Source organism: Microbacterium sp. LWH12-1.2 (assembly GCF_040675825.1).
GTDB lineage: Bacteria > Actinomycetota > Actinomycetes > Actinomycetales > Microbacteriaceae > Microbacterium.
Genome location: NZ_JBEGIJ010000001.1, coordinates 3,539,872 through 3,565,126 on the forward strand (window position 1 = coordinate 3,539,872; position 25,255 = coordinate 3,565,126).

Consider the following 25,255-nt stretch of genomic DNA (forward strand, 5'->3'; position numbering starts at 1 on the left):
GCCTCAGCCCCGCTGGAAGGCCCACTCGGGCAGCATCGCGGCGCTGATCATCGAGCCCAGGAGAGCGGCGAGCCCGTACTCGGGATCGATCTCGCGCACCAGATCGATGTAGTGAGCGGCGTGACTGGAGCGTCCGAGCGCCCACGACAGCCACGCCGCGACCGTCAGAGGCCCGGGTCGAGAAGCGCGCGGTGCTCGTGCGGCAGCGCCCCGGACGATGGCGAGGGCCAGCCGAAGCCGGTCGGGATCGGGCTTCGGACCGCGCCCGAGGAAGACGGCGCCGAGGTCGTCGGGGATCGTCTCGCCGCTGTGCGAATAGGCGAGCTGGGCGTCGAGCACGCGGATGCCGCGAGCGGCATCGGTCGCCCACTGGGTCAGCGCCACATCGCGGAAGATCGGTCGACCCAGGCACCACAGCAACGCCGCAGTCGCGAACGGAGGCAGATTCTCGGGCTCGTCGAGGAGCATCTCGAAGAAGGCCGGAATGTCGTCGAGAAGCACGACGGCGGCGAGCGCCTGCGGATTCTCGCCTCCGGTCAGCCGACCGGTGGCGTCATGGGCGAGCACCTCTTCGAGATCGTGGAGGGCCGTGCCCACGCGCTCCTTCTCCGCGAGGTCGATATGAGGCAGCGCTGTGCCGGCGAGCTGATCGCCGGCGACGTCGCCGATGCCCGGCGCTACCGGCGCGGCGGGGATGTCGGCGAGTGGAGCGAGCTTCGGCTCCTCCTCGAGGTAGCTCGCCCACCCGTCCGGCGTGACGCAGAGCGCATCGACGATGCGCAGACCGACATCCTCCGCACTGTCGAGGAGGTCGTCGACCGCCACCGCCACGGGGAGCACGAGTCCGTCGCGCGTCGGCAGTACAGGTTCATCGGTGTAGACGACGATCGCGACAGCATCCGTCCCCGTCACACGCGAGATGAGCGCGATGGCCGTCTCGACGTACTCGTCGAGGTCGACATCGTTGGAGGGAAGATCGAGGCGCATCGCACCGTAGGCGCGCTTGCCGCGGAAGGGGAGCAGGACGATGCTCTCGCGCGGCGTGAAGCCGGCGAGGGCGGGGACGAGGCCGAGGAAATCGGCGGAGCCGGATGCGTGGAGAACTGTGGTCATCACGCGAGTGTGCTCGGGCGGGTCGCCCCGTGGGGGCCGAACGGTCCGATGTGGACGGATTCTCCGAGATCGGCGATTGTGCAGGAGGAGTCGAGGCCACAGCCGGTCCGCGTACCATGGAGGCATGGAGAATTTCTGGCTCGCAGCGGCATGGTCCCTTCTGCCGACCGTCGGTGTGAGCATCGTCTTCTTCATCGTGATCCGCGGCATCCTGCGTTTCGACCGCACCGAACGCAAGGTGCACGCGCAGATCGAGGCCGAGGAGCGCGCTGCGCGAGGCATGCCGCCCCGCCCCTGACGTGCAGGCTTCCGCTACTGTGAAGCGAAGCCTCGCCCATGGCGCGGCGCTGCGGCGAACGCCGTCGTGGCGAGGAGAGGTCGAGGGGACGCGATGATTCCGGAGGCCTGGCCGTGGTGGGTCGTCGGCTTCCTACTGGTCCTCGATATCGCCATCCGCATCACCGCGATCATCATCATCCCGCGCAATCGGCGGCCCACGTCCGCGATGGCCTGGCTGCTCGCGATCTTCTTCATCCCATTCGTCGGGGTGTTCCTGTTCCTGCTTATCGGAAATCCGCGACTGCCCCGTGCCCGCCGTCGCAAGCAGGACCAGATCAACGAGTACATCAAAGAGACCAGTGAGAATCTGCACTTCGGCACGCTGCGGCCGAATGCGCCGGAGTGGTTCGACGCCCTGGTGCAGATGAACCAGAACATGGGGGCGCTGCCGTTGTCGGGCGACAACGGGGCCCGGCTGATCTCGGAGTACCAGGAGTCTCTGGATGCGATGGCCGACGCCATCCGCAGAGCCGAGACCTACGTCCATGTGGAGTTCTACATCCTGCAGTCGGATGCCGCCACCGACAACTTCTTCCGCGCGCTCGAAGAGGTCGCGGCCAGAGGCGTCTCGGTGCGCGTGCTGCTCGATCACTGGGCGAACCGCTGGAAGCCGCGCTACAAGAAGACCATCGCTCGCCTGGATGCGATGGGTGCCGAGTGGCATCTGATGCTCCCGGTGCAGCCCCTCAAGGGGCGGATGCAGCGGCCCGATCTGCGCAACCACCGCAAGCTGCTCGTGGTCGACGGACGAGTGGGGTTCCTCGGGTCGCAGAACGTCACCGATTCGACGTACAACCTGCCGAAGAACATCAAGCGCGGCCTGCACTGGGTCGACCTGATGGTGCGCGTCGACGGCCCTGTCGTCGCGAGCGTGAACGCCGTCTTCCTCGCCGATTGGTACAGCGAGACCGGAGAGGTGCTCAGCGACCTCGACATCACCAAGGTCGAGACCGGCACCGGAGACCTGGACTGCCAGGTCGTGCCGTCGGGGCCGGGATTCGAGACCGAGAACAATCTGCGCCTCTTCCTGGGCCTGCTCTACGCCGCCAAGCGCAAGATCATGATCGTGAGCCCGTACTTCGTGCCCGACGAGGCGCTGCTGATCGCGGTCTCGGCCGCATGCGACCGTGGCGTGGCCGTCGAGCTGTTCGTCTCGGAAGAGGGCGACCAGGCGGTCGTCTATCACGCCCAGCGCAGCTACTACGAGGCGCTGCTGAAGGCGGGCGTGCGCATCTGGATGTACCGCCAGCCGTACATTCTGCACACCAAGAGCCTCACCATCGACGAGGAGACCGCCGTCATCGGGTCCAGCAACATGGACATGCGCTCGTTCGGTCTGAACCTCGAGGTGTCGATGCTGGTGCGCGGTGCGGAGTTCGTCGCCGGGATGCGCGCCGTCGAGGACCGGTACCGCGCGCTGAGCCGCGAGCTGACCCTGGAGGAGTGGATGCAGCAGCCGCTGCGCTCCACGGTTCTCGACAATCTCGCACGACTCACCTCCGCTCTGCAGTGACGGCGGGTACCCTGGGGGCCATGACCTCCCCCATGCGCCTTGTCGCCGCGTTGTCCGCGGTCGCCGCCTCTGTCCTGCTCATCGCCGGGTGCACTTCGACGCCGGGCGCCGTGACGCCGACGAGCACCGGTTCGGCGCCGCCGTCGAGTGCGCCGGACGACGACTACGCAGACATCGAGGGCACCCTGCTGGACGGCGGGCGCATGTTCGCCGTCGTCACGTGGGGGTCGTCCACCTGCGTGCCGGTCGTCGACTCCGTCGAGGCGGACGGGCAGAACGTCACGGTCACGGTGAAGGACAACGAAGCCGACGAGGTCTGCACAAGAGACATGGCGCCGCGCGCGAGCATCGGGGCGCTGCCGGAGGGGGTCGACCCGACCAAGGAACTGACGCTGAACGTCACCTACGGCGACCTCGTCGATGACGTGGATCTCGACGGTGATCCGGCATTCACGGGTGTTCCCGGATCCTCGACGGACTACCTGCCGTCGGCCGGCTGGATCGGTGACGGCGGTCTCGTGCTGCTCACCTGGGGTTCGTCGAGCTGCCCGCCGGTCGTCGAGTCGGTCGAGGGTGCGGGCAATGCGGGCACGGTGACGTTCACCACCGACGACGAGCAGATGTGCACGATGGACATGGCGCCGCGGGGCACCCTGCTCAGTTTCGGTGACGATTCCGTCGAGGAGGACGGCTTCACGTTGACGCTCGTCGGCGGCAACCTCGACGGCACTGTGAGCGTCCTCGGCGACTGAAGACCTAACCGGTCGTTGAGCGAGGGAGCTTGCGACCGAGACGAAACGCGCTGATCAGGCGTCGAACGGTGATCGGCGCGTTTCGTCTCGCTTCGCTCGCTCAACGACCGGGGCCGCGGTCAGAGGGCGTCGACGGGGTGCCCGGCGGGAAGTGCCAGGAGCAGCGCCTTCGGCTCGACGCGGCAGCGGATGCGGACGGCCAGTCCGAACTCGTCGCCATCCAACTCGATCGGCGTGGGGCCGCTTCCGGCGACCTCTGCGCTCAGCCCGCGCAGATAGTGCACGGATGCATCCCTGCCGCGCCTCTGCAGCACGAGCCGGCCGGCACGGAAGCGACGGAGAACGGAGTTGTCCCACCAGATCTTGCGCCAGACGCCCAGCCAGCCGAGCACGCCGGTGGGCTGGATGACGGCGATATCCAGGATGCCGTCGGCGATCGAGGCATCGGGGATGAGCGCGATCCCCGCAGGGAGGGTGCCGCAGTTCGCGAACAGGATGCTGTGCACCTTGGTCGAGTGCAGTCGGCCGTCGTCGATCTGATACATCGCACGGAACGGCTTCGCGCCGGCGAGGGAGCGTGCAGCGCCGTCGACGTACGCGATCCAGCCGACCGACTTCTTCAGGTCGGATCGCGTGTTCGCGATCATGTCGGCATCCAGTCCGATGCCGGCGAGCACCACGAACGCATGTTCCGACGTCTCGCCGTCGGTGCGGGTGAGCGCTGCCCAGCAGATGTCGATCGGGTGCGTGAAGTCGCCGAGTGCTGCCCGGATCATCTCGGCCGGGTCGCTGAGCGGGAGGCCGAGGTTGCGGGCGAGGAGGTTGCCGGTGCCGCTCGGCAGGATCGCCAGGGGCACACCGGTGCCGGCGATCGCCTCCGCCACGGCGCGCACGGTTCCGTCGCCGCCGGCGACGAGCACCACATCGATGCCGCGGGCGAGCGCCTGCGCGGTTGCTCCCTGGCCGGCATCCTGGATCGTCGTCGGATAGAACGCGGGGTGGGCCCACCCCGCGTCCTTCGAAAGGTCGCGCAGCAAGGCGCGCAGCCGCTTCTCGTCGACCTTGATCGGGTTGTAGACGAGTGCCGCCTGGCGCGGGGCTGCGGCGGGCTTCGTCATGGCGCTACTCTAATCCCGCCATCCGGGTCGTTCCCGCGCGCGCCCTAGACTTGAGGGATGATCGACCTCGCTCTTCTCCGCGACCAGCCTGAGATCGTCCGCCGCTCGCAGGCCGCGCGTGGCAACGACCAGGGAACCGTCGACGCAGCGCTCGAGGCCGATCGATCGCGTCGTGCCGCGCTCGCCACGTTCGAAGAGCTGCGGGCCGAGCAGAACGTGTTCGGCAAGCAGGTCGCGAGGGCGCCCAAGGAGGAGAAGGCCGCGCTCGTCGCGCAGGTCAAGGACCTCGCAGACCGTGTCAAGCAGGCGCAGGTCGTCGCGAACGAGGCGGCCGACGCCGCATCCGCTGCCCTCGCGCGCATCGAGAACGTCGTCATCGACGGCGTTCCGGCCGGTGGCGAGGCAGACTTCGTCGAGCTGCGCCGGGTCGGCGAGGTTCCCGCGTTCGACTTCGAGCCGCGCGACCACCTGGAGCTCGGCGAGATCCTCGGCGCGATCGACATGGAACGCGGCGCGAAGGTCTCGGGTGCGCGGTTCTACTTCCTCCGCGGAATCGGCGCCCGCCTCGAGATCGCGCTGATGAACCTGGCGCTCGACAAGGCGCTGCAGAACGGCTTCGTGCCGCTGATCACGCCCACCCTCGTGCGGCCGGAGATCATGCAGGGCACCGGCTTCCTCGGCGAGCACGCCGACGAGGTGTACCACCTCGACAAGGACGACGACCTGTACCTCATCGGCACCAGCGAGGTCGCGCTCGCCGGGTACCACAAGGACGAGATCGTCGACCTGTCCAAGGGCGCGCTGCGCTACGCCGGCTGGTCGACCTGCTACCGCCGCGAGGCCGGTTCGCACGGCAAGGACACCCGCGGAATCATCCGCGTGCACCAGTTCAACAAGCTGGAGATGTTCGTCTACACGACGGCGGAGGATGCCGAGGCCGAGCACCTGCGCCTCGTCGCCCTGCAGGAAGAGATGCTGACAGCCCTCGGGCTCGCGTACCGGGTGATCGACGTCGCCGCAGGAGATCTGGGCTCGAGTGCCGCGCGCAAGTACGACATCGAGGCCTGGGTGCCCACGCAGGGGGCGTTCCGCGAACTCACGTCGACCTCGAACTGCACCACGTTCCAGGCTCGTCGCCTCGACATCCGGCACCGTCCGGCTGCGGAGGACGGGAAGTCCGCCAAGACGCAGCACGTCGCGACCCTGAACGGCACCCTCGCCACCACGCGCTGGATCGTCGCGCTGCTGGAGACGCACCAGCGCGCCGACGGCTCCGTGCTCGTGCCCGAGGTGCTGCAGCCGTATCTCGGCGGCCTCGCCGTGCTGGAGCCGGAGGCGTGACCGACCCTTCGCCCGTCTCGGGGACCCCCTGGCTCGTCGGACTCGACGTCGACGGCACCATCCTGCTGCAGGACGAGACGATGAGTCCCGGCGTGCCCGAAGCCGTCGCGCGGCTCAGAGACCTGGGCCACGTGGTCACGATCGCGACCGGTCGCAGCTGGATGGGCACGCAGCGCTACGTCGAGGAGCTCGGTCTGACTCCGGAGTACGTGGTGTGCTCGAACGGCGCGGTCACCATGCGACGCACAGGCGACGCGTGGGAGCGCTGGCATGTGGAGACGTTCGATCCCTCGACGGTGCTCTCGCTGCTGCGCGAGCGTCTGCCGGATGCGCGCTACATGGTCGAACTCGGATCGGGGCAGCGGCTGTACACCGCGCAGCTCGACGACTGGACCCTCGACGGTGGGCGTCAGGTGCTGTTCGAAGAACTCGGCGCCGCGCCGGTCTCGCGCATCGTCGTGGTCTCGCCCGGGCATGATGAGGACGACTTCCATCGTCTCGTCGCGGATGCCGGGCTCAACGAGGTCTCCTACGCGATCGGCTGGACGGCCTGGCTCGACATCGCTCCGCAGGGCGTCGACAAGGGTACGGCCATGGAACGCGTGCGCGCGCGGCTCGGTATCGACGGCCAGCAGGTGCTCGTCGCCGGTGACGGCCGCAACGACATCGGCATGTTCGGCTGGGCGCTCGGCGTCGGTGGCCGAGCGGTGGCGATGGGGCAGGCTCCGGATGTCGTGAAGGACGCCGCGGGGGAGATCACCGGAGATGTGGCCGATGGCGGGCTCGCGACGGCGTTGAACACGCTTCCTGCGGCCGTCGAGGTCGGCGCGGTCGAGTAGCGCTCTGGTTCGAGCCCGAATGGGGCTCGACGACCTGAGGAACCCGCCCCGGCGCGAGACGTGCATGCGAGTGGACTTCCGTGATTCTACGGATGTCGGCCTGTCTCGTCGGGTGCGAATCTGAAGGCGCACGATCGTCGACACGACGATGATGCCGCCGAGGTTGGCTCGCCCCGGTGAAACAGGGTCGAGAGGATGACGTCATGGGTTTCAAGGTCCGAGGGGCAGTGGCCGCTGGCGCGATCGCATTGGCGATCGCGTGCGGGACGCCGATAGCGGCCCACGCGGGCGACACCGTCTATGCGTGGAACTATCAGGGAACCGACTCCGGCGGGGCGTACGTGTACTCGAATCACCTCGGTGGAACGATCACGCTCGCGTCGTTCGTAGGCGACTCGTTCTACGGTTCGGAAGCGGACATCGTTCTGGACTCCGTCGGCAAGGACTGAACGTGGTGCGGCCGCTGTATCAGCCTCGAGGGTCGAATTGGGCGGGCGGGTGAGTCGCCGCAACGAGCGCACGCAGTTCATCCAGCGCTGACGGCGCGGCACCCAGCGCGCGTGCCTGTACGAGGATGTTACCCAGAGCGGTCGCCTCGACCGGACCCGCCAGCACGGGAAGACCGGAGCGGTCGGCCGTTGCCTGGCAGAGCAGCCGATTCAGAGATCCGCCGCCGACGAGATGGATGGCGTCGATCTCGCGCCCTGACAGCGTGCCAGCGGTGCGGATCGCGTCGGCGAACGCGTCGGCGATGCTCTCGACGATGCTGCGCACGAACGCGGCTCGCGCGTTCGGGACCCCTTCGCCGGCGGCCCGAAGCAGGGTGGCGATCCGGGCCGGCATGTCCCCTGGCAGGCTGAGTGTCGCGTCGTTCGCATCGAACAGCGGAATGTCTCCGGCGACCTCTGCTGCCGCCGCCAGCAGTTCAGCCAGGTCGATCGGCGATCCGTCCTCCGCTTCCCAGGCGCGCACGCTCTCGCTGAGGAGCCAGAGTCCGGTGACGTTGTGCAGGAAGCGGATGCGCCCGTCGACGCCGCGCTCATTGGTGAAGTTCGCGTCGCGCGCGGCATCCGACAGCACTGGCTCTGCCAGCTCGACGCCGACCAGTCCCCAGGTGCCGCAGGAGATGTAGGCGGAGCGCGGAGAAGAGAGGGGTGCGGCGACGACGGCGGATGCCGTGTCGTGCGAGCCCACGGCGATGACCGGCAGCGAGGCGCCGATCCGCGCGGCGATGTCGGGGCGCACCGTTCCCAGCAGTGTTCCCTCGTTGACGAGGGTGGGAAGCAGCCGCTCCGGGATGCCGAGGCGCTCGGCGAGCTCGAGATCCCACTCACCGGTGCGGATGCCGAGAAGTCCCGTCGTCGACGCGTTCGTCCGTTCGGCGACGCGGGCTCCGGTGAGCAGGAACGCGATGAGGTCGGGGATGAGCAGCGCGGTGTCGGCATCGGGCAGACGCTCGTCGGCCCGGTACTGGTACAGCGTGTTGAACGGCAGGAACTGCAGGCCGTTGCGCTTGTAGAGCTCGTCGAAGGGGGCGACATCGTGGACGTCTAGGACACCCCTTTCAGTGCGCCTGTCACGGTAGTGGAACGGCTGATCGAGCAGTTCGCCGTCGCGCAGCAGGCCGTAGTCGACCGCCCACGAATCGATGCCGATACTCTCGATCGTGGGTTCGCGGCGGACGGCCTCGGCGAGGCCGTCGAGGATGTTCTCGTACAGGGCATCGAAGTCCCAGTGCAGGCCGTCTTCGCGCTCGACCGGTCCGTTCGGGAACCGCGAGACGAGTTCGAGCTCGAGCCGGCCCTCGCCGACACGGCCGATCATCACCCGTCCGCTGGTGGCGCCGAGGTCCACCGCTGCGACGGAGCACACGGTCATCGCCTGGCCGTCCCTCGGTCGTGCGGACGGACCGACGCGTTTCGTCTCGTCGCTGGCGCTCCTCCCCACCCCTCTCCGACCAGCGCTTCGCGCTGCCCGGAGCCTCGGGGGCGTGGGCCCGGCTCAACGACCGATGACGACCCCCGGGCGTTGAGCGACTCTTCGGCTCGCTGACGCTCGCTCAGTGCGGGTCTCCGCGAGACGAAACGCTGCCGAAGGGTCATCGCAGGAACGCGGCCGCGACGCCGGAGTCGACGGGGATGTGCAGACCGGTCGTGCGGCTCAGCTCCGGGCCGGTGAGCACATAGACGGCATCCGCCACATTCTCCGGTACGACCTCGCGCTTGAGGATCGTGCGGTTCGCGTAGAACTGGCCGAGGTCCTCCTCCGCGACGCCGTAGGTCGCGGCGCGGTTCGCGCCCCAACCCGAGGCGAAGATGCCGGAGCCGCGGACCACGCCATCGGGGTTGATGCCGTTGACGCGGATGCCGAACTCACCGAGCTCGACGGCGAGCAGCCGCACCTGGTGCGCCTGGTCGGCCTTCGTCGCGGAGTACGCGACGTTGTTCGGGCCGGCGAAGACGGAGTTCTTCGACGAGATGTAGATGATGTCGCCGCCGAGCTTCTGGTCGATGAGTACCTTCGCTGCCGCCTTCGACACCAGGAACGAGCCCTTCGCCATCACATCGTGCTGCAGGTCCCAGTCCTTCTCGGTCGTCTCCAGCAGTGGCTTCGAGAGTGACAGCCCGGCGTTGTTGACCACGAGGTCGACGCCTCCGAAGGCGAGGACCGCCTCGTCGAGCGCGGCCTGTACGGCGGCGGCGTCGGCGACGTTCGCGGCGACGCCGATCGCGACATCGGTGCTCCCGAGTTCCGCTGCCGCAGCCTGCGCCTTTTCGAGGTCGAGGTCGGCGATGACGACACAGGCGCCCTCGGCCGCGAGTCGGGTGGCGATGGCCTTGCCGATGCCGGAGGCTGCTCCCGTGACGAACGCGATGCGTCCCTGGTGGGACTTCGGCTTCGGCATCCGCTGCAGCTTCGCCTCTTCCAGCGCCCAGTACTCGATGCGGAACTTCTCGGCATCGGAGATGGGGGAGTACGTCGACAGCGCCTCGGCGCCGCGCATCACGTTGATCGCGTTGACATAGAACTCGCCGGCGACCCGAGCGGTCTGCTTGTTCGCTCCATAGGAGAACATGCCGACGCCCGGCACGAGCACGATGAGCGGGTCGGCGCCGCGGATCGCGGGGGACTCGGCTGTCGCATGCGCGTCGTAGTACGACTGATAGTCGGCGCGGTACTCGGCGTGCAGCTCGTGGAGGCGCGCGATCTGTTCCTCGGCGGATGCCGAACCAGGCAGGTCGAGAATGAGCGGCTTCACCTTGGTGCGCAGGAAATGGTCGGGGCAGCTCGTGCCGAGAGCCGCGAGTTCTGGGGCGCGCTCGGACGCGAGGAAGTCGAGCACGACATCAGCATCGGTGAAGTGCCCGACCATCGGCCTGTCGGTCGAGGCGATGCCGCGGATCGTGCCGGCGAGGGCAGCGGCGCGTTCCCGACGATCGGGATCGGGAAGGGCCTCGAAGCCGGCGCTGGTGCCGCCGAACGGATCGGCTTTGCCGTGCTCGGCGATGTAGGCAGCAGCGGTGTCGATGATCCAGAGGGAGTTCGCCTCGGACTCCTCGGACGTGTCGCCCCACGCGGTGATGCCATGCCCGCCGAGGATGCAGCCGATTGCCTGCGGGTTCTTCGCCTTGATGGCGGCGATGTCGAGGCCGAGCTGGAAGCCGGGGCGCCGCCAGGGCACCCAGACGACCTTCTGTCCACCTGCGTCGTCGCCGAAGATCTTCGCGGTGAGTTCCTCGCCGTCTGCAGCCGTCGCGATCGCGATGCCGGAGTCGGGATGCAGGTGGTCGACGTGAGCGGCATCCACGAGCCCGTGCATGGCCGTGTCGATCGAGGGAGCGGCTCCTCCCTTGCCGTGCAGGCAGTAGTCGAAGGCGGTGACCATCTCGTCTTCCCGGTCGATGCCGGGGTAGACGTCGACGAGCGCGCGCATGCGATCGAGGCGCAGCACGGCCAGGCCCGGCTCGGTCAGCGTGCCGAGGTCGCCGCCGGAGCCTTTCACCCAGAGCAGTTCGACCGGCTGTCCCGTCACGGGGTCGATCTCGGTGCCCTGTGCGGAGGTGTTGCCGCCGGCGTAGTTCGTGTTCTTGGGGTCGGCGCCCAGGCGATTGCTGCGCGCGAGGAGAGCGGCGGCGGTGGGGTTGGTCATGTCAGCCTTCTTGGGTCGGTGCAGTTCGGGTCGACTCGACGTGCGAGCGCGTCATGCGTCGAGGCGGGTGTGACAGGTCCACGCGGTGGATGCGTGCGGCGAATCGCTCGACGGATGCCGTGGCCGCGGCCTCCTCTGGACGGTTGAGGTGCCCGTGGGTGGTGTCCGGCTCTGTCGACACGTCGATCTCGACTCCCGCTTCTGCGAGTGCCAGGGCGAACGCTTCGCCGGAGACCCGGAGTTCGTCGGCCTCGCCGTTGATCATGATCGTGGCGGGGAAACCGGCGAGTTGCGCTGTCGTCGCGGTGCCGGGGATGGCGTAGGCATCGGCGTCCTCGACAGCACCGCCGAGGTAGTTCTCGTACATGCCGAGCACGATCTCCGGGCCGAATCGGTCGGCATCGGGATCCGCATCGAGTAGCGCGCGCAGCGCGGCATCCGGGGCATCCTGCACGGCCTGCAGCGTCGGGTAGGCGAGCACAGCCAGCGCGGGGACGACATCGCTCTCGTGCGCGAGACGAAGTGCCGCACCGGCGGCCAGGTTGCCGCCCGCGCTCGCGCCGCCGATCGCCCACGGCCCGGTCGCCAGACCTGATTCCGTGGCCCACTGGAATGCGAAGACCATCTCCTCGTGCGCGACGGGGTAATGAGCGCCTCCGAGTGCCCGGGCGTCCGGCGATTCGCCGCCATCCGCGGGCAACGGCGCCAAGCGGTACTCCACGCTGACGACCGTGACGCCGCGCTCGGCGAACGCGTGGCTGACCCAGTCGGCCTCGGGCATCTCGAGCTCGCCGGCGGCGAACCCGCCGCCGTGCGCCCAGACCAGTCCGTGCGTGCGGGGGGATGAGGGCGAGTAGACGCGCACGCGGAGCGGCCCGTGCGGTCCGCTCAGGATCCGGTCGGCGACCTCGACGGGAGTGGTCATCGACTCAGGCGCCCCAGCCGGCCTGCACGCCGCCGACGCGATCGGCCGCGATCCGCGCCAGGTGGCCGGACTCGGCGAACGCCTTCATCGGGTCCGCTGCGAGACCGCGCGACTCGCGCCACTCGGCCAGGGCAGGACGGACGTCGGTGTAGAAGGCATCCATGAACACGGCGTTGGCGGCGAGCACATCTCCGGACTTCTGCGCCTGGGTGAGAGCATTGCGATCGACGAGCAGCGCGCGAGCCGTCATCTCCTGCACGTTGAGCACCGAGCGGATCTGGCCGGGGATCTTGTCTTCGACGTTGTGGCACTGGTCGAGCATGAAGGCCACGTCTGGGTTGTTCAGCCCGCCACCCCGGACCACCTCGAAGAGAATGCGGAACAGCTGGAACGGGTCGGCCGCGCCGACGATCAGGTCGTCGTCGGCGTAGAAGCGCGAGTTGAAGTCGAACGAGCCGAGCTTTCCGAGGCGCAGCAGCTGCATCACGATGAATTCGATGTTGGTGCCCGGTGCATGATGGCCGGTGTCGAGGCAGACCATCGCCTTGTCGCCGAGGGATGCGACCTGTGCGTACGACGTACCCCAGTCCGGAACGTCGGTGTGGTAGAAAGCCGGCTCGAAGAACTTGTACTCCAGCACCAGGCGCTGGTCATCTCCCAGGCGCGCGTAGATCGTCTGCAGCGATTCCTGCAGGCGGTCCTGGCGTCCGCGCAGGTCGGCTTGGCCGGGGTAGTTCGAGCCCTCGGCGAGCCAGATCTTCAGGTCACGGCTCCCGGTCGCATCCATGACGTCGATGCAGGCGAGGTGGTGGTCGATCGCCTTCCGGCGGATCGCGGAATCCTCGTGCGTGAGGGCCCCGTACTTGTAGTCGTCGTCCTGGAAGGTGTTCGAGTTGATGGTGCCCAGGGCCACGCCGAGGTCCTCGGCGTGCGTGCGGAGAGCGGCGAAGTCGCACATGTCCCACGGGATGTGCAGAGCCACGCTCGGGGCAAGCGCGGTGTACTTGTGCACCTGAGCGGCGTCGGAGATCTTCTCGAACGGGTCGCGTGGCGTTCCCGGGGTGCCGAACACCTTGAAGCGCGTGCCGGAGTTGCCGAACGCCCAGGAGGGGAGCTCGATGGCCTGCTGCTCGAGGGCGGCCAGCGTGTCGGGGGAGAGGATGCTCATGGGGCGCTGCCTTCGTCGTCTTTGTCGGATGTATCGGGCTCGCCGGCTGCGACGAGCTGGTCTTCGAGATGGAACACCTCGGACAGCGGGATGGCCGCCTGATCGGGACGACCGTCGAGGCCGATGAAGAAGCGACCCATTTCGGCCTCCCATCGGGAGGCGATCTCGGAGGCGGCGAGGTACGCCTGCGCTGCCGCGTCGTCGTCGGTCTCGTAGTAGCCGATGAGGGTGCCGCTGCCGCCCAGGAAGAGGGAGTAGTTGCGGCGACCGGCGGCCGCGATCTCGGCGAGCATTTCGGGCCACACCGGGGAATGGCGAGCGAGGTACTCGTCCAGCAGCTCAGGGCGGACCTGAAGCCGGAAGCAGTGGCGGGTCATGGGTTCACATTTCGGAAGATCGTCATTGAATCGTTTCATGCGAGTCTAGAGGGTGACGGATGAGATGTGCAAGAGCGGTCGTGAGACCGGCCGGATCACTCGTCGAGCAGGCCGGCGATCTCGTCATCCGTGAGGCGTCCATCAGCGACGGCTCCGCGGAACGACACGGTGATGCTCGCGCCGGCGTCGAGTCGGAGCGCATCCTCCCAGGCGAGCGCCGAGCCCACGCCGGGATAGGAGTCGACGCGCACGAACCAGGGGTCCTCACACGTGCGGTCGTCATCGCCGGCGAGTGCGACGGTGGCCTCGCCGTCACCGAAAAGCGCGCTGAACGCCAGCCACGGCGCGACGGTGCCGTGCACAGCGTCTTCGCCCGCCACTCGTCCGGTACGCACGTCGACATCGGATGCCGCAGGGAACCGCCAGGCGAAGCCGCCGTAGCCGCCGCCGACACGGCCGTTACTGCCGGGACTGCCGAGTTCAACCGGAGTGCTCTCCGCCCGCAGCGTCGTCGTCGTCCGGAACAGCCACGCACGCGGATCGGATGACTCTCGCAGCTGCCACCGCGTGGATTCGCTCAACAGCACGTCGCCGCCGGGTGCGACCCAGTCGGCGGTCGAGGAGAAGCCGTCATCGTCGAGGGCGAACGACGTCATCCGGATGCGGCCGTGGTCGCTCAGCCAGCGATATCCGAGGTCGCGCGTGTAGGTGGGGCCACCCCAGAAGTTCACACCGTTCACATGCTGAAGCGCGATCGAGACACCGAGGTGCCAATCGTGATCGGCGGGGTGCGCGGCGGAGACGACGACGCCGGACGGCGTGCGCACGGGGTGCAGGAAGGGCCGCGATCCCGACGTGCGGGCGACTGCCGATCCGTCATCATGCACGGCGACGACGGTCGCGCCGACACGGAACTCGTGCGTGCGACCGGCCAGTGGCGCCGCAGCGAAGGGGGCATGCAGCTCGCTGAACAGGGCGCCGGATCTCGCGGTGCGCTCGACCCACTCCGCGATGCCGTCGATGGTCGTGAGGGGTGACGGTCGGTCGGTGAGGAGCGTGATCGCAGCATCCTGTACCGGCATGGGCTCGGGTGCGGTGCGCACCGCCTCCATCACGGCCATGAACGCTCCGGTCTCGACCAGGGGAGCGTGCAGGGGGACGCCGTGGTCGCGATGATCGAGCAGCTCCTCGAAGAGCTCGGTGCGGCCGGTGTCGACCTCGCTGCCGTCCGGGTGGATGAGCCGGTCGGTCGTGTAGGAGAAGATCACGTCGGCCTCGCGCGTGCGCACCTCGATGAGCGGGTCGGAATGCGCTGGGGCGGCGAGGGTCAGCGCCGCGGAGACGATTCGCCCGTCCGTGAGCGTGATCCGGACGCTGGAGGTGTCGTCGGCCTCGATGTCGTTCGCGCGGTAGAGCTCGAGCTCGACTCGCGCGACGTCGTCACAGCGCCGGGCGCCGGCAATGCGCAGAGCGGTGGCGACGGCGTGCGAGAGCGGGTTCGTCACGACACCGTCCACGACGGGGTGGCCGTCGAGGGTGCGTCTGCCCGCCCATGCAGAGCGCGACCAGTAGGCGGCATCCCTCGCCCAGGCCCCCCAGGTTGCGACCGATGTCGGTTCGCCCAGTTCTGCGAGGCGGTCGAACGCGTGCGAGCCGAAGCTCTGGAACCCGACCTGCACCGCTCGACCTGAGCGCCTCTGAAGGGCCAGCAGAGCTTCGAACTGCTCCATGGTCGCCAGCGGCGGCTTCTCGAGGTACAGATCGCAGCCATGCTCGAGCGCGAGCGAGGCGAGCGCGAAATGCGTCCCGGTCGGCGTCGCGATGATCACCACATCGGGGCGGATGCCCGCGTCGAAGGCCTCGGCGAGCCCGGCGAAGGCGGGTGCGTCGGAGCCGTAGCCCTCGCCGGGTCCACCGTTCGGATCCGCCAACGCCACCACGCGCACACGATCACCGAGACGTTCCAGGTTGCGCAGGTGGTCGGCGCCGAAACCGTGGGCTCCGACGAGCAGCACGTCTGTGGCCATCGCGGGAATCCTTCGGTCGGGGAGCGGATGCTGCATCACATTCTCCTCCAGCATATGGGAAAGCGCTTCCCGAGCGAAGGGGATGTATCGATGGGCGGCCCGGAAGCCGGAACTATCGGCGTGTTCATTACAACGTTTACCATACGATCGACGATGGCGAGAATGAGCTATTGCGAAACGTTTCAATCCCGAGTAGATTGCCGGGAAGCGCTTTCCTGTTAGCGCGAAACCACAGCAATGACCGGTCAGCGGCGCCCGGCCCCCACCGGTCGACGAAGAAGTTCACCAAGAGAGGACAACGATGTTCATTACGAAGCGAATCGCGGCGGCGACCGCCCTCGTCGCGGGTGCGGCACTCGCGCTCGCCGGCTGCGCCGGAGGCGCAGCACCCGATGCGAAGCCGGTCTACGACGCCGACGAGAAGGTCACGCTCACCTTCACCTGGTGGGGCAACGACGACCGAGCCAGCCGTTACGAAGCACTCATCGAGGCGTTCAACGAGGAGTACCCGAACATCACGATCGAGGGCAGCTTCACCGACTTCCCCAGCTACTGGGAGAAGCGCCAGACCGAGGCCGCTGGCAACGGTCTCCCCGATGTCTGGCAGTTCTCCGACTCGTATCTGCGTCAGTACGGGGAGTCGGGCCTGCTGCTCGACCTCGGCACGTACAAGCACTTCGTCGACACCTCGACGTTCGATGAAGCGCTGCTCGGCACCGGGCAGCTCGACGGCAAGCAGTTCTCGCTGCCGACCGGCTATAGCGCCTGGGCGGTCTTCCAGAACGACGACCTGCTCAGCCAGGTCGGGGTCGAGCCGTACGAAGGCGGCACCTCATACGAGGACCACGATGAATGGATGGCGAGCGTCACCGAGGCCTCCGCCGGCAGCGTCTACGGCGGCACCGACTACACGCAGCGCATCCAGAACCTCGAGCTCCTGCTCCGTCAGGACGGCGGAAATCTGTTCACCGACGACGGCGCCCTCGGCTTCGACGAGGACCAGTTGCGCGACTTCTGGGAGTCCGGCGCGCAGGTGCGCGACGGCGTCGGCATTCCGCAGTCCCGGCTCGAGGAGATCACCCCGACCTCGGGACTCGGCGCCAAGCTGACCGCGAGCGAGATGAGCTGGTCGAACTTCCTCGGCGGATATCTCGCCGAGACGGGCGACTCCGCGCTGTCGATGGTGGCACCGCCGACCAGCGACGACGACGCCAAGGACCTCTACCGCCAGGCCGGACTGCAGGTCGCGGTCTCGGCCAACACCGAGCACCCGGAGGCCGCCGCGATCTTCCTCGACTTCCTGGTCAATTCGCCCGAGTCCGGCGAGATCTTCGGCACCACACTCGGATTCCCGGCTTCCTCGAGCAAGCTCGACGGAGCGAAGCTCGAAGGCGCTGACAAGCAGGTCGCCGACTACCTCGAGTCCGTCGCCGACCGCATCGGAGACGCGCCTCCGGTTCCGGTGAAGGGATACGGCTCGATCGAGCAGACGTTCTGGGACCTCGGCAAGTCGATCGGTCTGGGGGCGATCAGCGTCGACGACGCGGTGACCCAGTTCTTCGATGAGGCCGAAGTCATCCTCGCGGGCTGACCCGGAAAGGATCACTGCGATGTCCACCGAATCGGCGATCGCGCCGAGTGCTTCACGCGTCGCCGATTCCGGTGACCGCCCCTCGGTCGATGGCCGAGGGGCGGTATCCCGGCGCGGTTCCCGCCGGGATACCGTCGCCGGTTACGTCTTCCTCTCGCCGTGGCTGCTCGGCTTCATCGGTCTCACGGCCGGGCCGATGTTGTTCTCGCTGTATCTGGCGTTCACGACGTACGACATCTTCAGTTCGCCGCAATGGACGGGACTTGCGAACTTCGAGCGGATGATGGGAGACCAGAAGTTCTGGGGCTCCGTCCAGATCACGCTCGGGTACGTCCTCATCGGCACACCGATCAAACTGGCCGCGGCGCTCGGCGTCGCGATGCTGCTCAACGCACGCTCCCGCGGCTCCGGCTTCTTCCGGTCGGCCTTCTATGCGCCGTCGCTGATCGGCGCCAGCGTCTCGATCGCGATTGTCTGGCGTGCGATGTTCGCCACGGATGGTCCGGTCGACGGCACGCTGAGCCTGTTCGGTATCGAGATGGGCGGATGGGTCGGCATCCCGGCGCTCGTGCTGCCGATGATGATCCTGCTCGCGGTCTGGCAGTTCGGCGCCCCCATGGTCATCTTCCTGGCCGGTCTCAAAGGGGTGCCGGCCGAGCTGTACGAAGCGGCATCCGTCGATGGCGCGGGCCCCTGGCGCAAGTTCTTCAACGTCACCCTGCCCATGCTGTCCCCCGTCATCTTCTTCAACCTGCTGCTGGAGATGATCAACGCCTTCCAGATCTTCGCCTCGGCGTACATCATCGGCTCGGGTACCGGGGGACCTGCCGGGGCGACGAACTACTACACGGTCTACCTGTACACACGCGCGTTCCGCGACGGGCAACTCGGTTACGCCTCGGCGATGGCCTGGGTGCTGCTCATCGTCGTCGGAATCATCGCGTTCCTGATGTTCCGCACCTCGAGAAGCTGGGTGCACTACGGAGGTGACTCGCGATGAGTGAGACGAGAACCCTGCTCACGGTTGACAAGAACCGGATCGCCCGCGCTGCTCCGGTCGGACGGTCTCGCACGCGGTCGCGGACCATCGCCATCATCTGGGGGATCATCGCGATCGCCCTCGCCGCGATCGTGCTCTACCCGCTCATCTGGATGTTCGCGGCGTCCTTCAAGCCGCACTCCGAGTTCGGAGCCAACCAGGGGCTGCTGCCGCAGAACCCGACCTTCGACAACTACCTCACCGTGCTGGGCGGTGTGGGAGGCGTGCCGCTGTGGCAGTTCTTCCTGAACTCGCTGCTGCTCGCGGTCGGATCGGTGATCGGCGTGGTCATCTCCTCATCGATGGCCGCCTATGCCTTCGCCCGGATCGACTTCCGGGGTCGGGCGGTGTTCTTCACGGTGATGATCGGAACGTTGCTGCTGCCGTTCCACGTGCTGATCATCCCGCAGTACATGCTGTTCCGGAATCTGGGGCTGGTCGACACCTTCGTGCCGCTGCTGATCGGGAAGTTCCTGGCGACGGAGGCGTTCTTCGTCTTCCTCATGGTGCAGTTCATCCGCGGTCTGCCGCGCGAGCTCGATGAGGCGGCGCGGATCGACGGGGCAGGTCACCCGCGGGTGTTCTTCTCGATCACGTTGCCCCTCATCAAGCCCGCGCTGATCACGTCGTCGATCTTCGCGTTCATCTGGAGCTGGAACGACTTCCTCGGGCCGCTGCTGTACCTCAATTCACCGAGCAAGCAGCCGGTGCCGCTCGCGCTGCGGATCTTCAACGACCAGACCTCGACCTCGGATCTCGGTGCGACCATCGCGGTCTCGGTGCTGGCGCTGCTGCCCGTGCTGGCATTCTTCATGATCTTCCAACGCTTCCTCGTCGAGGGCGTCGCGACGCAGGGGTTGAAGGGCTGATGGCACGGCGCATGCCGCGGGCGCGGACCCGCCGGCCGGAGATCGACGGCAGCCAGCTGCGCTGGCCGGGCGCGGTGAACCGATTCGCCCTGTTCGCGGAGGTCATGTGGGTCGGCATCCTGGTGGTCGCGTGCTCGTTGCCGATCGTGACGATGCCGGCCGCGCTTGCCGCCGGCATCCGTCATCTGCGTCGTCACCTGCGGGCGGAGGCGTCCGGCATCGGGCTCTTCCTTCGGGACCTGCAGCGGGCGCTTCTCGGCGGGCTGGGTGTCGGCGCGATCGCGGTCGCAGCGACCGCGTTGCTGGTCTGGGATGTACTGCTCGCGAGCGGGGGAGTGCTGCCCGGCGGTCCGGTGGTCGGCGTGGTCGGCGTGTTCGGTCTGCTCTTCGTCGCACTCGCCACCCTGACGGCCGCCGCCGGCTGGTCGCCGACGAGCGGATGGCTCGCCGCGGTTCGCGCCGTGCCCGCCAGGATCGGAGCGGATGCCATGGGATCGGCCTATCTCGCGGCTGCGATCGTGCTCACCGCGGTCGTCACCTGGCAGTTGCTCCCCTTGATCGTTCCGGGCGTCGGCTGCCTCGTGTTCGCAGTGGTGGCGGTCGGCGAACGGAAACGCTGAGCCGCGTGCCACACTGGACGGCGATGCGAGAAGGGCAGAGGTGACCATGTCGGTGAGCGTCAAGGATGTCGCGGCGACCGCTGGCGTGTCGGTCGGCACCGTCTCGAACGTGCTGAACCAGCCCGATCGGGTCGCGCCCGCCACGGCGGAACGGGTGCTTCGGGTCATCCGCGAGCTCGGGTTCGTCCGCAACGATGCGGCCAGGCAGCTCCGGGCCGGCCGCAGTCGCAGCATCGGCCTCGTCGTCCCCGATGTCGGCAACCCGTTCTTCGCCGAGGTGGCACGCGGAGCCGAGGACAGAGCGGCCGAAGCCGGACTCACCGTCCTCCTCGGCAACAGCGACGAGAACCCGACGCGACAGGCCGCTCATCTCGAGCTGTTCCGCGAGCAGCGGGTGAACGGTCTGCTGGTCACACCCGTCTCCGACGACCTGACCGCACTGCGCGCGCTGAAGGAGGCCGGTGTGCCCGTGGTCTTCGTCGACCGTGAGGACCCGGATCAGGAGTTCGCGTCGGTCGCGGTAGACGATGTCGAGGGTGGGCGCCTCGCGGTCGCGCACCTGCTCGACCGCGGGCGCCGGCGGATCGCCTTCCTCGCCGGGCCGACGTCGATCCCGCAGGTCGCACATCGTCTTCAGGGCGCGCGCGCAGCCGTGGATGCTGTCGGCGGGGCGACGCTCGAGGTGATCGAGCGCGGAGGGCTGACCGTGCTGAACGGACGCGCAGCGGGGGAGGACATCGTCGCGCGCGTGCCGGCGGACCGCCCGGACGCCGTGTTCGCCGCCAACGATCTGCTCGCGGTCGGACTGCTTCAAGCCTTCGCTCTCGGTGGTGGCATCCGCGTCCCGGAGGACATCGCGCTGGTCGGCTACGACGACATCGACTTCGCAGCCGCCACGGTCGTCCCGCTCACCTCGGTGAGCCAGCCGGCACGCATGCTGGGATGGACCGCGGTGGACCTGCTCCTCAAGGAGACATCCGAAGAGCCGGGTGATCATGACCGATTCGTCCGCTTCCAGCCGCAACTCGTCGTGCGGGAGTCGAGCGGCTGAGACATGCGCATCCAGGACCCGCCCAGGTCGGCGCGAGAGAATGGAACTCGGCTAGACTCACGCCGTGTCGATAGATGCGTCTATCGGGAGGGTTGTCCGAGCGGCCGATGGAGCTGGTCTTGAAAACCAGTGGGCAGAGATGTCTCAAGGGTTCGAATCCCTTACCCTCCGCAGAATTGAGCACGGTGTAAGCCCCCAACGCACCGCATGCAGAGCCGAAAGGTCCCCGATTGAGCGAGAACACCCGACGCCGTCGCACCATCGCGCGGCATGGTCAGTTGCGTACGCCCAGCACGGCCTCTCAGCTGCTCAAGCTCATCGGCATCGCGATGGCGGTGGTGCTCGTCAGCGGCATCGGCGTCGCGGCGTACGTGTTCTACGACCTCGCCAGCACGGTCACGGCGAACGCCGTCGAGCTCGAGGGCCAGGAGGAGCTCCCGCCGGACATCGGCGCGTACAAGGGCGGCTTCAACCTGCTCCTGACCGGCGTCGACACCTGTGAAGAGGCGTACAAGCAGTACTTCGGCGAGCGCTGCTCGGGGCCGGATTCGGAAGGCACCCTCAACGATGTGAACCTGCTGATCCACGTCTCCGAGGAACCCCGCCGCATCACGGCCGTCAGCTTCCCGCGCGACCTGATGATCCCGATCCCGGAGTGCGTGGATGCTGACGGCGACGTCCGCTCCGGCATGAGCAAGCAGCCCCTGAACACGGCGTACACCGACGGTGGTCTCAACTGTGTCGTGAAGACAATCTCCGCGCTCACGGGCCAGGAGATCCAGTTCGCGGCATCCGTCACCTTCGGTGGCGTGATCGAGATCACCAACGCGATCGGCGGCGTCGACGTGTGCCTCGCCAACCCCATCCAGGACGATCACACCGGCCTCGACATGGCGGCCGGAAACCACACGATCCAGGGGATCCAGGCGCTGCAGTTCCTCCGCACCCGCCACGGCGTCGGCGACGGCAGCGACCTCGGTCGCATCGGCAACCAGCAGCAGTACATGACGAGCCTGGCGCGCAAGATGATCAGCGGCGAGACGCTCGGCAACATCCCGGTGATGCTCAAGCTCGCGACCACCGGCGTGAAGAACCTCGAGCCGAGTCAATCGCTCGCCGATCCGATGAAGATCGTGCAGATCGCGCTCGCGGTGAAGAATGTGCCGTTCCAGGACATCGTCTTCCTGCAGTACCCGAACGTCACGGACTACGACGACCCCAACAAGGTCATCCCGGACGAGGAGGCCGCGGCGGCCATGTGGGACGCGATCAACGCCAATTCGCAGTTGCAGATCACCCACGTGAACACCGACAGGGACGGCGTCGTCGTGACGGACCCGCCTCCTGGCGAGACAGATCCCGCCACGACGCCGGATCCGTCGCAGCCCGTTGTGGCGCTGCCGGACTCCATCAAGGGCAACTCCGCGGCACAGCAGACCTGCTCGAACGGCAACGTCCGCGAGTAGCGGCCAGCCGCGGAAGGGCGCCGGTTCGTGCCCGCCCGCGGGAGCAGTTATGATTACTACGTGCATCCGTGCTTTCGGGTCGGATGCCTGGAGACGTCGCATAGTCCGGCCTAGTGCACCACCCTGCTAAGGTGGAGACCTCTTACGGGGTCCAGGGGTTCAAATCCCCTCGTCTCCGCCATATAAAGTCCTGATCAGAGCATGCTCTTGTCCGGCTGGATCTCGCTCATCGCGGCTCTCAGATTCGGATCCTCAACGTGCGATGCGTACTCAGCGCGAACCGTCTGAAGACCGTCGAGATGCTGGAGTGCGGCGATCTCCTGCCTTTCGCCCAGCACGTGAGCGTAGATTCTCAACAGAGTCGCCGCGTTCTTGTGCCCTAGCCATTTCGCAACCTGGTGCACCGGGATCCCAGGGCGCAGCCAGCAGCATCGGCTATTCGACAGGTCCGAGCGGTGCTGCGCTGCTGCGTTAGATCGAGAACTGGAACATGGTCGCTGAGATGCGCGGTCGTCCAGGCACGGCCGGGGACACCGGTTGCACGCCTCGTCGCTGATGGCGAGGTCGACATCGGCTTCCAGCGGCTCAGTGAGACTATCGAGCAGGACGGTATCCGGATTCTTGGAGTGCTGCCGCCGGGCTGCGCAATCGAAACCGTCTTCGGCGGCGGCGGCGTGGCGACGGCGACGGCGACGGCGACGGCCGATCCCGCGGCAGCCCTCTCGGTGCTGTCATTCTTCTGCTCAGCCGCTGCCGCAACGATCAAGAGGATGCACGGCTTCGATGACGCATCTGTGAGCTGATCGCAGAGCAAACCGACGTCGGTACGGCGATATCGATGAAGCGCGGCCAGGCCCTACGTCCGTATGAGCGGGACGACAGCCGTGGCAAATGGCAGGCGGTTCGGATTCGGCGAGTTCTCAGGGATGCTCGGACCGGGTCGCTTAGGCTTGAACCTCAAGGGGAGTACTCCGACACGGTCGGCTCGTCACTACGGATGCAGGGCGCATTCCGGGCCACCGGTCTCCGATCAGGAGATGGAGAAGACCTTGGACGTGGACGTTCGCGCCAGGTTTGGAGCCTCTTTTGCACATCAGCCCGCTCGTATGGGGCGTCACGATTGCGGTCACGATCGCCTTCTTCGTCTACGAGTTCTTCGCGCACGTCCGCAAACCCCACGAACCGACGATCGGTGAATCGGCCCGTTGGTCCGCGTTCTATATCGGTCTCGCCCTGATTTTCGGCGTCGGCATCGGCATGGTGTCGGGATGGACCTATGGGGGCGAGTACTTCGCCGGCTATCTGACCGAGAAGGCCCTGTCGATCGACAACCTCTTCGTCTTCCTCATCGTTATGACCGGATTCGCGGTGCCGAAGATCTATCAGCAGAAGGTGCTGATGATCGGCATCATCGTCGCCCTGATCCTGCGTGGCATCTTCATCGCCGTCGGCGCCGCACTGATCGAGAACTTCTCCTGGGTGTTCTACCTCTTCGGGGCACTGCTGCTGTTCCTCGCCTACCGGCAGGCATTCGCGCACAGCGACTCCAACCCCGCCGACGGCAGGGTCATGCGATTCGTCCGCCGCCATCTTCCCGTCAGCGACACCTACGATCGTGACCGGCTGACGGTCGTGAGGAACGGTCGGCGCTTCGTGACACCCATGCTCCTGGTGATCATCACCATCGGGTTCGTCGATCTGATCTTCGCGGTCGATTCGATACCCGCGATCTACGGGCTGACCGAACAGGCCTACATCGTGTTCACCGCCAACGCGTTCGCACTCATGGGCCTGCGCCAGCTGTACTTCCTCATCGGCGGGCTGCTCGAGCGACTCGTCTACCTCGCACAGGGACTGGCCGTTATCCTCGCCTTCATCGGCGTCAAGCTCGTCCTGCACGCCATGCATGTGAACGAACTGCCCTTCATCAACAACGGCGACGCCATCGAGTGGGCCCCCGAGATCCCCATCTGGTTCTCCCTCCTCTTCATCGCACTGACCATCGTCGTCGCCACCACAGCCAGCCTGATCAAGACCCGCGGCGACCGCCCACCTCACCTCGAAACCACACTCACAGCAAACGACACCGAGAAGAACCTCACGTAAACACGTCCCCTCGCCCGGACTCCCCATTCCATCCCGCAATTCAGTTCTGTCGAATGCCCTGGACAGGTGAGGGGGTAGGCAGTCCGAGGAGAAGTCCTCGCGACTCCCCTGCCTCGGCCGAGGCTCATGGAGGTCACGAGACTGGGTTCGCGATTCGCGCGGCCGCGTACTCAGCGCGAACCGACGCAACGGATGATGGCGTGTGTGGAGTGCGGCAGGCGTGCGAGAAGTGCATGTTTTCGCCTGTGATGGGTGCAAGATGGCCCCGCTAACATGGGGACCTCTTGTGGGGCCCAGGGGCTCAAATCCCCTCATCTTCGCCATATTTACCTGGTCAACACGCATTTCTGCGTGCGGTGCGACTGGATCTACCCCGATCTCGGCGGATACATGCGCACCGTGCGCGTACCGCCAAAGACTCCACCTGGTTGCACCTGTTCAAGGTGGTGCTCCTCGTCTTCTTCCGCGGAATTCCGCGGCTGTTCAGGGTGAGTTTCGGAAGACGCGTACCGACGCTGCCGCTCCCGTGAAAACTGGGCTGACGCGTGTGTCGACGTTTGACTAGGGTCGCCGCCCGTTCGACTTTCCGGCCTCGATGAACGCCGTCAGAGAATCACCGTCGGATCGTCCCGGCGTCGCGGACCCACTTTTCGCGCGCGGCGCCGGCGAGGTCCGCTGCGGGCAGGCGCCTAGATCATTGGCTCAGCGAGGCCAGGCGAGCAACCGAGGCGCCGACAGCCGTCGCCGACCAGTCTTCACTCGTCGAGGGCCGCTGACCCATCGGGTTCGAGGCACACTGTCGCTCCCCGTCGCGACGAGCTTCACGACGAGCGGCTCCGCCTCGAGAGGCC

The 25,255-nt window shown here is 67.2% G+C and carries 22 protein-coding genes and 2 tRNA genes; 16 read left to right on the plus strand and 8 right to left on the minus strand.

Annotated elements, in window-relative coordinates; translation table 11 throughout:
* Positions 1-3: 3 nt before the first annotated feature.
* A complete protein-coding gene (locus tag MRBLWH12_RS16840) occupies positions 4-1,113 on the minus strand; it encodes a DUF4192 family protein (RefSeq protein ID WP_363550851.1) in 1,110 nt (369 codons plus the stop codon).
* A gap of 124 nt (positions 1,114-1,237) precedes the next feature.
* Between MRBLWH12_RS16840 and MRBLWH12_RS16845 the strand changes: the two genes are divergently transcribed.
* The 3 genes from MRBLWH12_RS16845 to MRBLWH12_RS16855 all read left to right on the plus strand — a co-directional run bounded on the left by MRBLWH12_RS16845 (position 1,238) and on the right by MRBLWH12_RS16855 (position 3,717).
* Complete coding sequence (locus MRBLWH12_RS16845) at positions 1,238-1,411, plus strand: hypothetical protein (protein WP_363550853.1); 174 nt, start codon at positions 1,238-1,240, stop codon at positions 1,409-1,411.
* A gap of 93 nt (positions 1,412-1,504) precedes the next feature.
* Entirely contained in the window at positions 1,505-2,965 is a 1,461-nt protein-coding gene (gene cls, locus MRBLWH12_RS16850) for a cardiolipin synthase (protein WP_363550855.1), read from the plus strand.
* Between the two features lie 20 nt (positions 2,966-2,985).
* Positions 2,986-3,717, plus strand: coding sequence for a hypothetical protein (locus MRBLWH12_RS16855; RefSeq protein ID WP_363550857.1), 732 nt, complete (start codon positions 2,986-2,988; stop codon positions 3,715-3,717).
* Between the two features lie 119 nt (positions 3,718-3,836).
* Here MRBLWH12_RS16855 and MRBLWH12_RS16860 read toward each other — a convergent pair whose 3' ends face one another.
* A complete protein-coding gene (locus MRBLWH12_RS16860; protein ID WP_363550858.1) occupies positions 3,837-4,835 on the minus strand; it encodes a diacylglycerol/lipid kinase family protein in 999 nt (332 codons plus the stop codon).
* A gap of 57 nt (positions 4,836-4,892) precedes the next feature.
* Here MRBLWH12_RS16860 and serS point away from each other — a divergent pair, with 57 nt between their 5' ends.
* The 3 genes from serS (at position 4,893) to MRBLWH12_RS16875 (ending at position 7,464) form a co-directional block, all read left to right on the plus strand.
* Entirely contained in the window at positions 4,893-6,176 is a 1,284-nt protein-coding gene (gene serS, locus MRBLWH12_RS16865) for a serine--tRNA ligase (RefSeq protein WP_363550859.1), read from the plus strand.
* Entirely contained in the window at positions 6,173-7,015 is an 843-nt protein-coding gene (locus MRBLWH12_RS16870; RefSeq protein WP_363550860.1) for an HAD family hydrolase, read from the plus strand. Before serS ends, MRBLWH12_RS16870 begins: the two co-directional genes overlap by 4 nt.
* A gap of 203 nt (positions 7,016-7,218) precedes the next feature.
* Positions 7,219-7,464, plus strand: a complete 246-nt coding sequence (locus tag MRBLWH12_RS16875) for a hypothetical protein (protein WP_341976072.1) — start codon at positions 7,219-7,221, stop codon at positions 7,462-7,464.
* A 19-nt stretch (positions 7,465-7,483) separates the two neighbouring features.
* Here MRBLWH12_RS16875 and MRBLWH12_RS16880 read toward each other — a convergent pair whose 3' ends face one another.
* From MRBLWH12_RS16880 to MRBLWH12_RS16905, 6 genes are all read right to left on the minus strand, one after another.
* Positions 7,484-8,893 (minus strand): rhamnulokinase, encoded by a 1,410-nt coding sequence (locus tag MRBLWH12_RS16880; protein WP_363550862.1) that lies wholly within the window; start codon positions 8,891-8,893, stop codon positions 7,484-7,486.
* A 220-nt stretch (positions 8,894-9,113) separates the two neighbouring features.
* The gene (locus tag MRBLWH12_RS16885; protein WP_363550863.1) at positions 9,114-11,165 is read right to left on the minus strand and encodes a bifunctional aldolase/short-chain dehydrogenase; all 2,052 of its coding nucleotides are present in this window, start codon (positions 11,163-11,165) and stop codon (positions 9,114-9,116) included.
* Between the two features lies 1 nt (position 11,166).
* Complete coding sequence (locus MRBLWH12_RS16890) at positions 11,167-12,090, minus strand: alpha/beta hydrolase (protein ID WP_363550865.1); 924 nt, start codon at positions 12,088-12,090, stop codon at positions 11,167-11,169.
* Between the two features lie 4 nt (positions 12,091-12,094).
* Entirely contained in the window at positions 12,095-13,258 is a 1,164-nt protein-coding gene (rhaI, locus tag MRBLWH12_RS16895) for an L-rhamnose isomerase (RefSeq protein ID WP_363550866.1), read from the minus strand.
* The gene (locus MRBLWH12_RS16900) at positions 13,255-13,635 is read right to left on the minus strand and encodes an L-rhamnose mutarotase (protein WP_363550867.1); all 381 of its coding nucleotides are present in this window, start codon (positions 13,633-13,635) and stop codon (positions 13,255-13,257) included. The genes rhaI and MRBLWH12_RS16900 overlap by 4 nt, the downstream gene beginning before the upstream one ends.
* A gap of 95 nt (positions 13,636-13,730) precedes the next feature.
* The gene (locus tag MRBLWH12_RS16905) at positions 13,731-15,662 is read right to left on the minus strand and encodes a DUF6807 family protein (RefSeq protein ID WP_363550868.1); all 1,932 of its coding nucleotides are present in this window, start codon (positions 15,660-15,662) and stop codon (positions 13,731-13,733) included.
* Between the two features lie 301 nt (positions 15,663-15,963).
* On the opposite strand from MRBLWH12_RS16905, the gene MRBLWH12_RS16910 reads away from it, so the two are divergent.
* The 10 genes from MRBLWH12_RS16910 to MRBLWH12_RS16955 all read left to right on the plus strand — a co-directional run bounded on the left by MRBLWH12_RS16910 (position 15,964) and on the right by MRBLWH12_RS16955 (position 24,404).
* Positions 15,964-17,253 (plus strand): ABC transporter substrate-binding protein, encoded by a 1,290-nt coding sequence (locus MRBLWH12_RS16910; RefSeq protein WP_363550870.1) that lies wholly within the window; start codon positions 15,964-15,966, stop codon positions 17,251-17,253.
* Positions 17,254-17,272: 19 nt separating this feature from the next.
* Positions 17,273-18,253 carry a carbohydrate ABC transporter permease gene (locus MRBLWH12_RS16915; RefSeq protein WP_363550871.1) on the plus strand — a complete coding sequence of 327 codons (981 nt, stop codon included), beginning with the start codon at positions 17,273-17,275 and terminating at the stop codon, positions 18,251-18,253.
* Entirely contained in the window at positions 18,250-19,161 is a 912-nt protein-coding gene (locus tag MRBLWH12_RS16920; protein ID WP_341976060.1) for a carbohydrate ABC transporter permease, read from the plus strand. Before MRBLWH12_RS16915 ends, MRBLWH12_RS16920 begins: the two co-directional genes overlap by 4 nt.
* Positions 19,161-19,781, plus strand: coding sequence for a hypothetical protein (locus MRBLWH12_RS16925; RefSeq protein WP_363550872.1), 621 nt, complete (start codon positions 19,161-19,163; stop codon positions 19,779-19,781). The genes MRBLWH12_RS16920 and MRBLWH12_RS16925 overlap by 1 nt, the downstream gene beginning before the upstream one ends.
* A gap of 46 nt (positions 19,782-19,827) precedes the next feature.
* Entirely contained in the window at positions 19,828-20,832 is a 1,005-nt protein-coding gene (locus MRBLWH12_RS16930; RefSeq protein ID WP_363551398.1) for a LacI family DNA-binding transcriptional regulator, read from the plus strand.
* Positions 20,833-20,918: 86 nt separating this feature from the next.
* Positions 20,919-21,003 (plus strand) — tRNA-Ser (locus tag MRBLWH12_RS16935).
* Positions 21,004-21,062: 59 nt separating this feature from the next.
* Positions 21,063-22,298: an LCP family protein gene (locus tag MRBLWH12_RS16940; protein WP_363550873.1), complete on the plus strand. Its 1,236-nt coding sequence runs from the start codon at positions 21,063-21,065 to the stop codon at positions 22,296-22,298.
* A gap of 89 nt (positions 22,299-22,387) precedes the next feature.
* Positions 22,388-22,479: transfer RNA gene (locus tag MRBLWH12_RS16945), tRNA-Ser, on the plus strand.
* A gap of 274 nt (positions 22,480-22,753) precedes the next feature.
* Entirely contained in the window at positions 22,754-23,101 is a 348-nt protein-coding gene (locus MRBLWH12_RS16950) for a substrate-binding domain-containing protein (protein ID WP_363550874.1), read from the plus strand.
* 283 nt (positions 23,102-23,384) lie between these two features.
* The gene (locus MRBLWH12_RS16955; RefSeq protein ID WP_363550875.1) at positions 23,385-24,404 is read left to right on the plus strand and encodes a TerC family protein; all 1,020 of its coding nucleotides are present in this window, start codon (positions 23,385-23,387) and stop codon (positions 24,402-24,404) included.
* Positions 24,405-25,255 lie beyond the last annotated feature (851 nt).

Bases quoted from the DNA above. Each gene is read 5' to 3' on its own strand.
- MRBLWH12_RS16905 (WP_363550868.1), bottom strand. From the start codon at position 15,662: ATGGCCACAGACGTGCTGCTCGTCGGAGCCCACGGTTTCGGCGCCGAC.
- MRBLWH12_RS16875 (WP_341976072.1), top strand. From the start codon at position 7,219: ATGGGTTTCAAGGTCCGAGGGGCAGTGGCCGCTGGCGCGATCGCATTG.
- MRBLWH12_RS16890 (WP_363550865.1), bottom strand. From the start codon at position 12,090: ATGACCACTCCCGTCGAGGTCGCCGACCGGATCCTGAGCGGACCGCAC.
- MRBLWH12_RS16845 (WP_363550853.1), top strand. From the start codon at position 1,238: ATGGAGAATTTCTGGCTCGCAGCGGCATGGTCCCTTCTGCCGACCGTC.
- MRBLWH12_RS16855 (WP_363550857.1), top strand. From the start codon at position 2,986: ATGACCTCCCCCATGCGCCTTGTCGCCGCGTTGTCCGCGGTCGCCGCC.
- MRBLWH12_RS16920 (WP_341976060.1), top strand. From the start codon at position 18,250: ATGAGTGAGACGAGAACCCTGCTCACGGTTGACAAGAACCGGATCGCC.
- MRBLWH12_RS16930 (WP_363551398.1), top strand. From the start codon at position 19,828: ATGTCGGTGAGCGTCAAGGATGTCGCGGCGACCGCTGGCGTGTCGGTC.
- serS (WP_363550859.1), top strand. From the start codon at position 4,893: ATGATCGACCTCGCTCTTCTCCGCGACCAGCCTGAGATCGTCCGCCGC.
- rhaI (WP_363550866.1), bottom strand. From the start codon at position 13,258: ATGAGCATCCTCTCCCCCGACACGCTGGCCGCCCTCGAGCAGCAGGCC.
- MRBLWH12_RS16885 (WP_363550863.1), bottom strand. From the start codon at position 11,165: ATGACCAACCCCACCGCCGCCGCTCTCCTCGCGCGCAGCAATCGCCTG.
- MRBLWH12_RS16880 (WP_363550862.1), bottom strand. From the start codon at position 8,893: ATGACCGTGTGCTCCGTCGCAGCGGTGGACCTCGGCGCCACCAGCGGA.
- MRBLWH12_RS16900 (WP_363550867.1), bottom strand. From the start codon at position 13,635: ATGACCCGCCACTGCTTCCGGCTTCAGGTCCGCCCTGAGCTGCTGGAC.
- MRBLWH12_RS16840 (WP_363550851.1), bottom strand. From the start codon at position 1,113: ATGACCACAGTTCTCCACGCATCCGGCTCCGCCGATTTCCTCGGCCTC.
- MRBLWH12_RS16910 (WP_363550870.1), top strand. From the start codon at position 15,964: ATGTTCATTACGAAGCGAATCGCGGCGGCGACCGCCCTCGTCGCGGGT.
- MRBLWH12_RS16915 (WP_363550871.1), top strand. From the start codon at position 17,273: ATGTCCACCGAATCGGCGATCGCGCCGAGTGCTTCACGCGTCGCCGAT.
- cls (WP_363550855.1), top strand. From the start codon at position 1,505: ATGATTCCGGAGGCCTGGCCGTGGTGGGTCGTCGGCTTCCTACTGGTC.
- MRBLWH12_RS16925 (WP_363550872.1), top strand. From the start codon at position 19,161: ATGGCACGGCGCATGCCGCGGGCGCGGACCCGCCGGCCGGAGATCGAC.
- MRBLWH12_RS16860 (WP_363550858.1), bottom strand. From the start codon at position 4,835: ATGACGAAGCCCGCCGCAGCCCCGCGCCAGGCGGCACTCGTCTACAAC.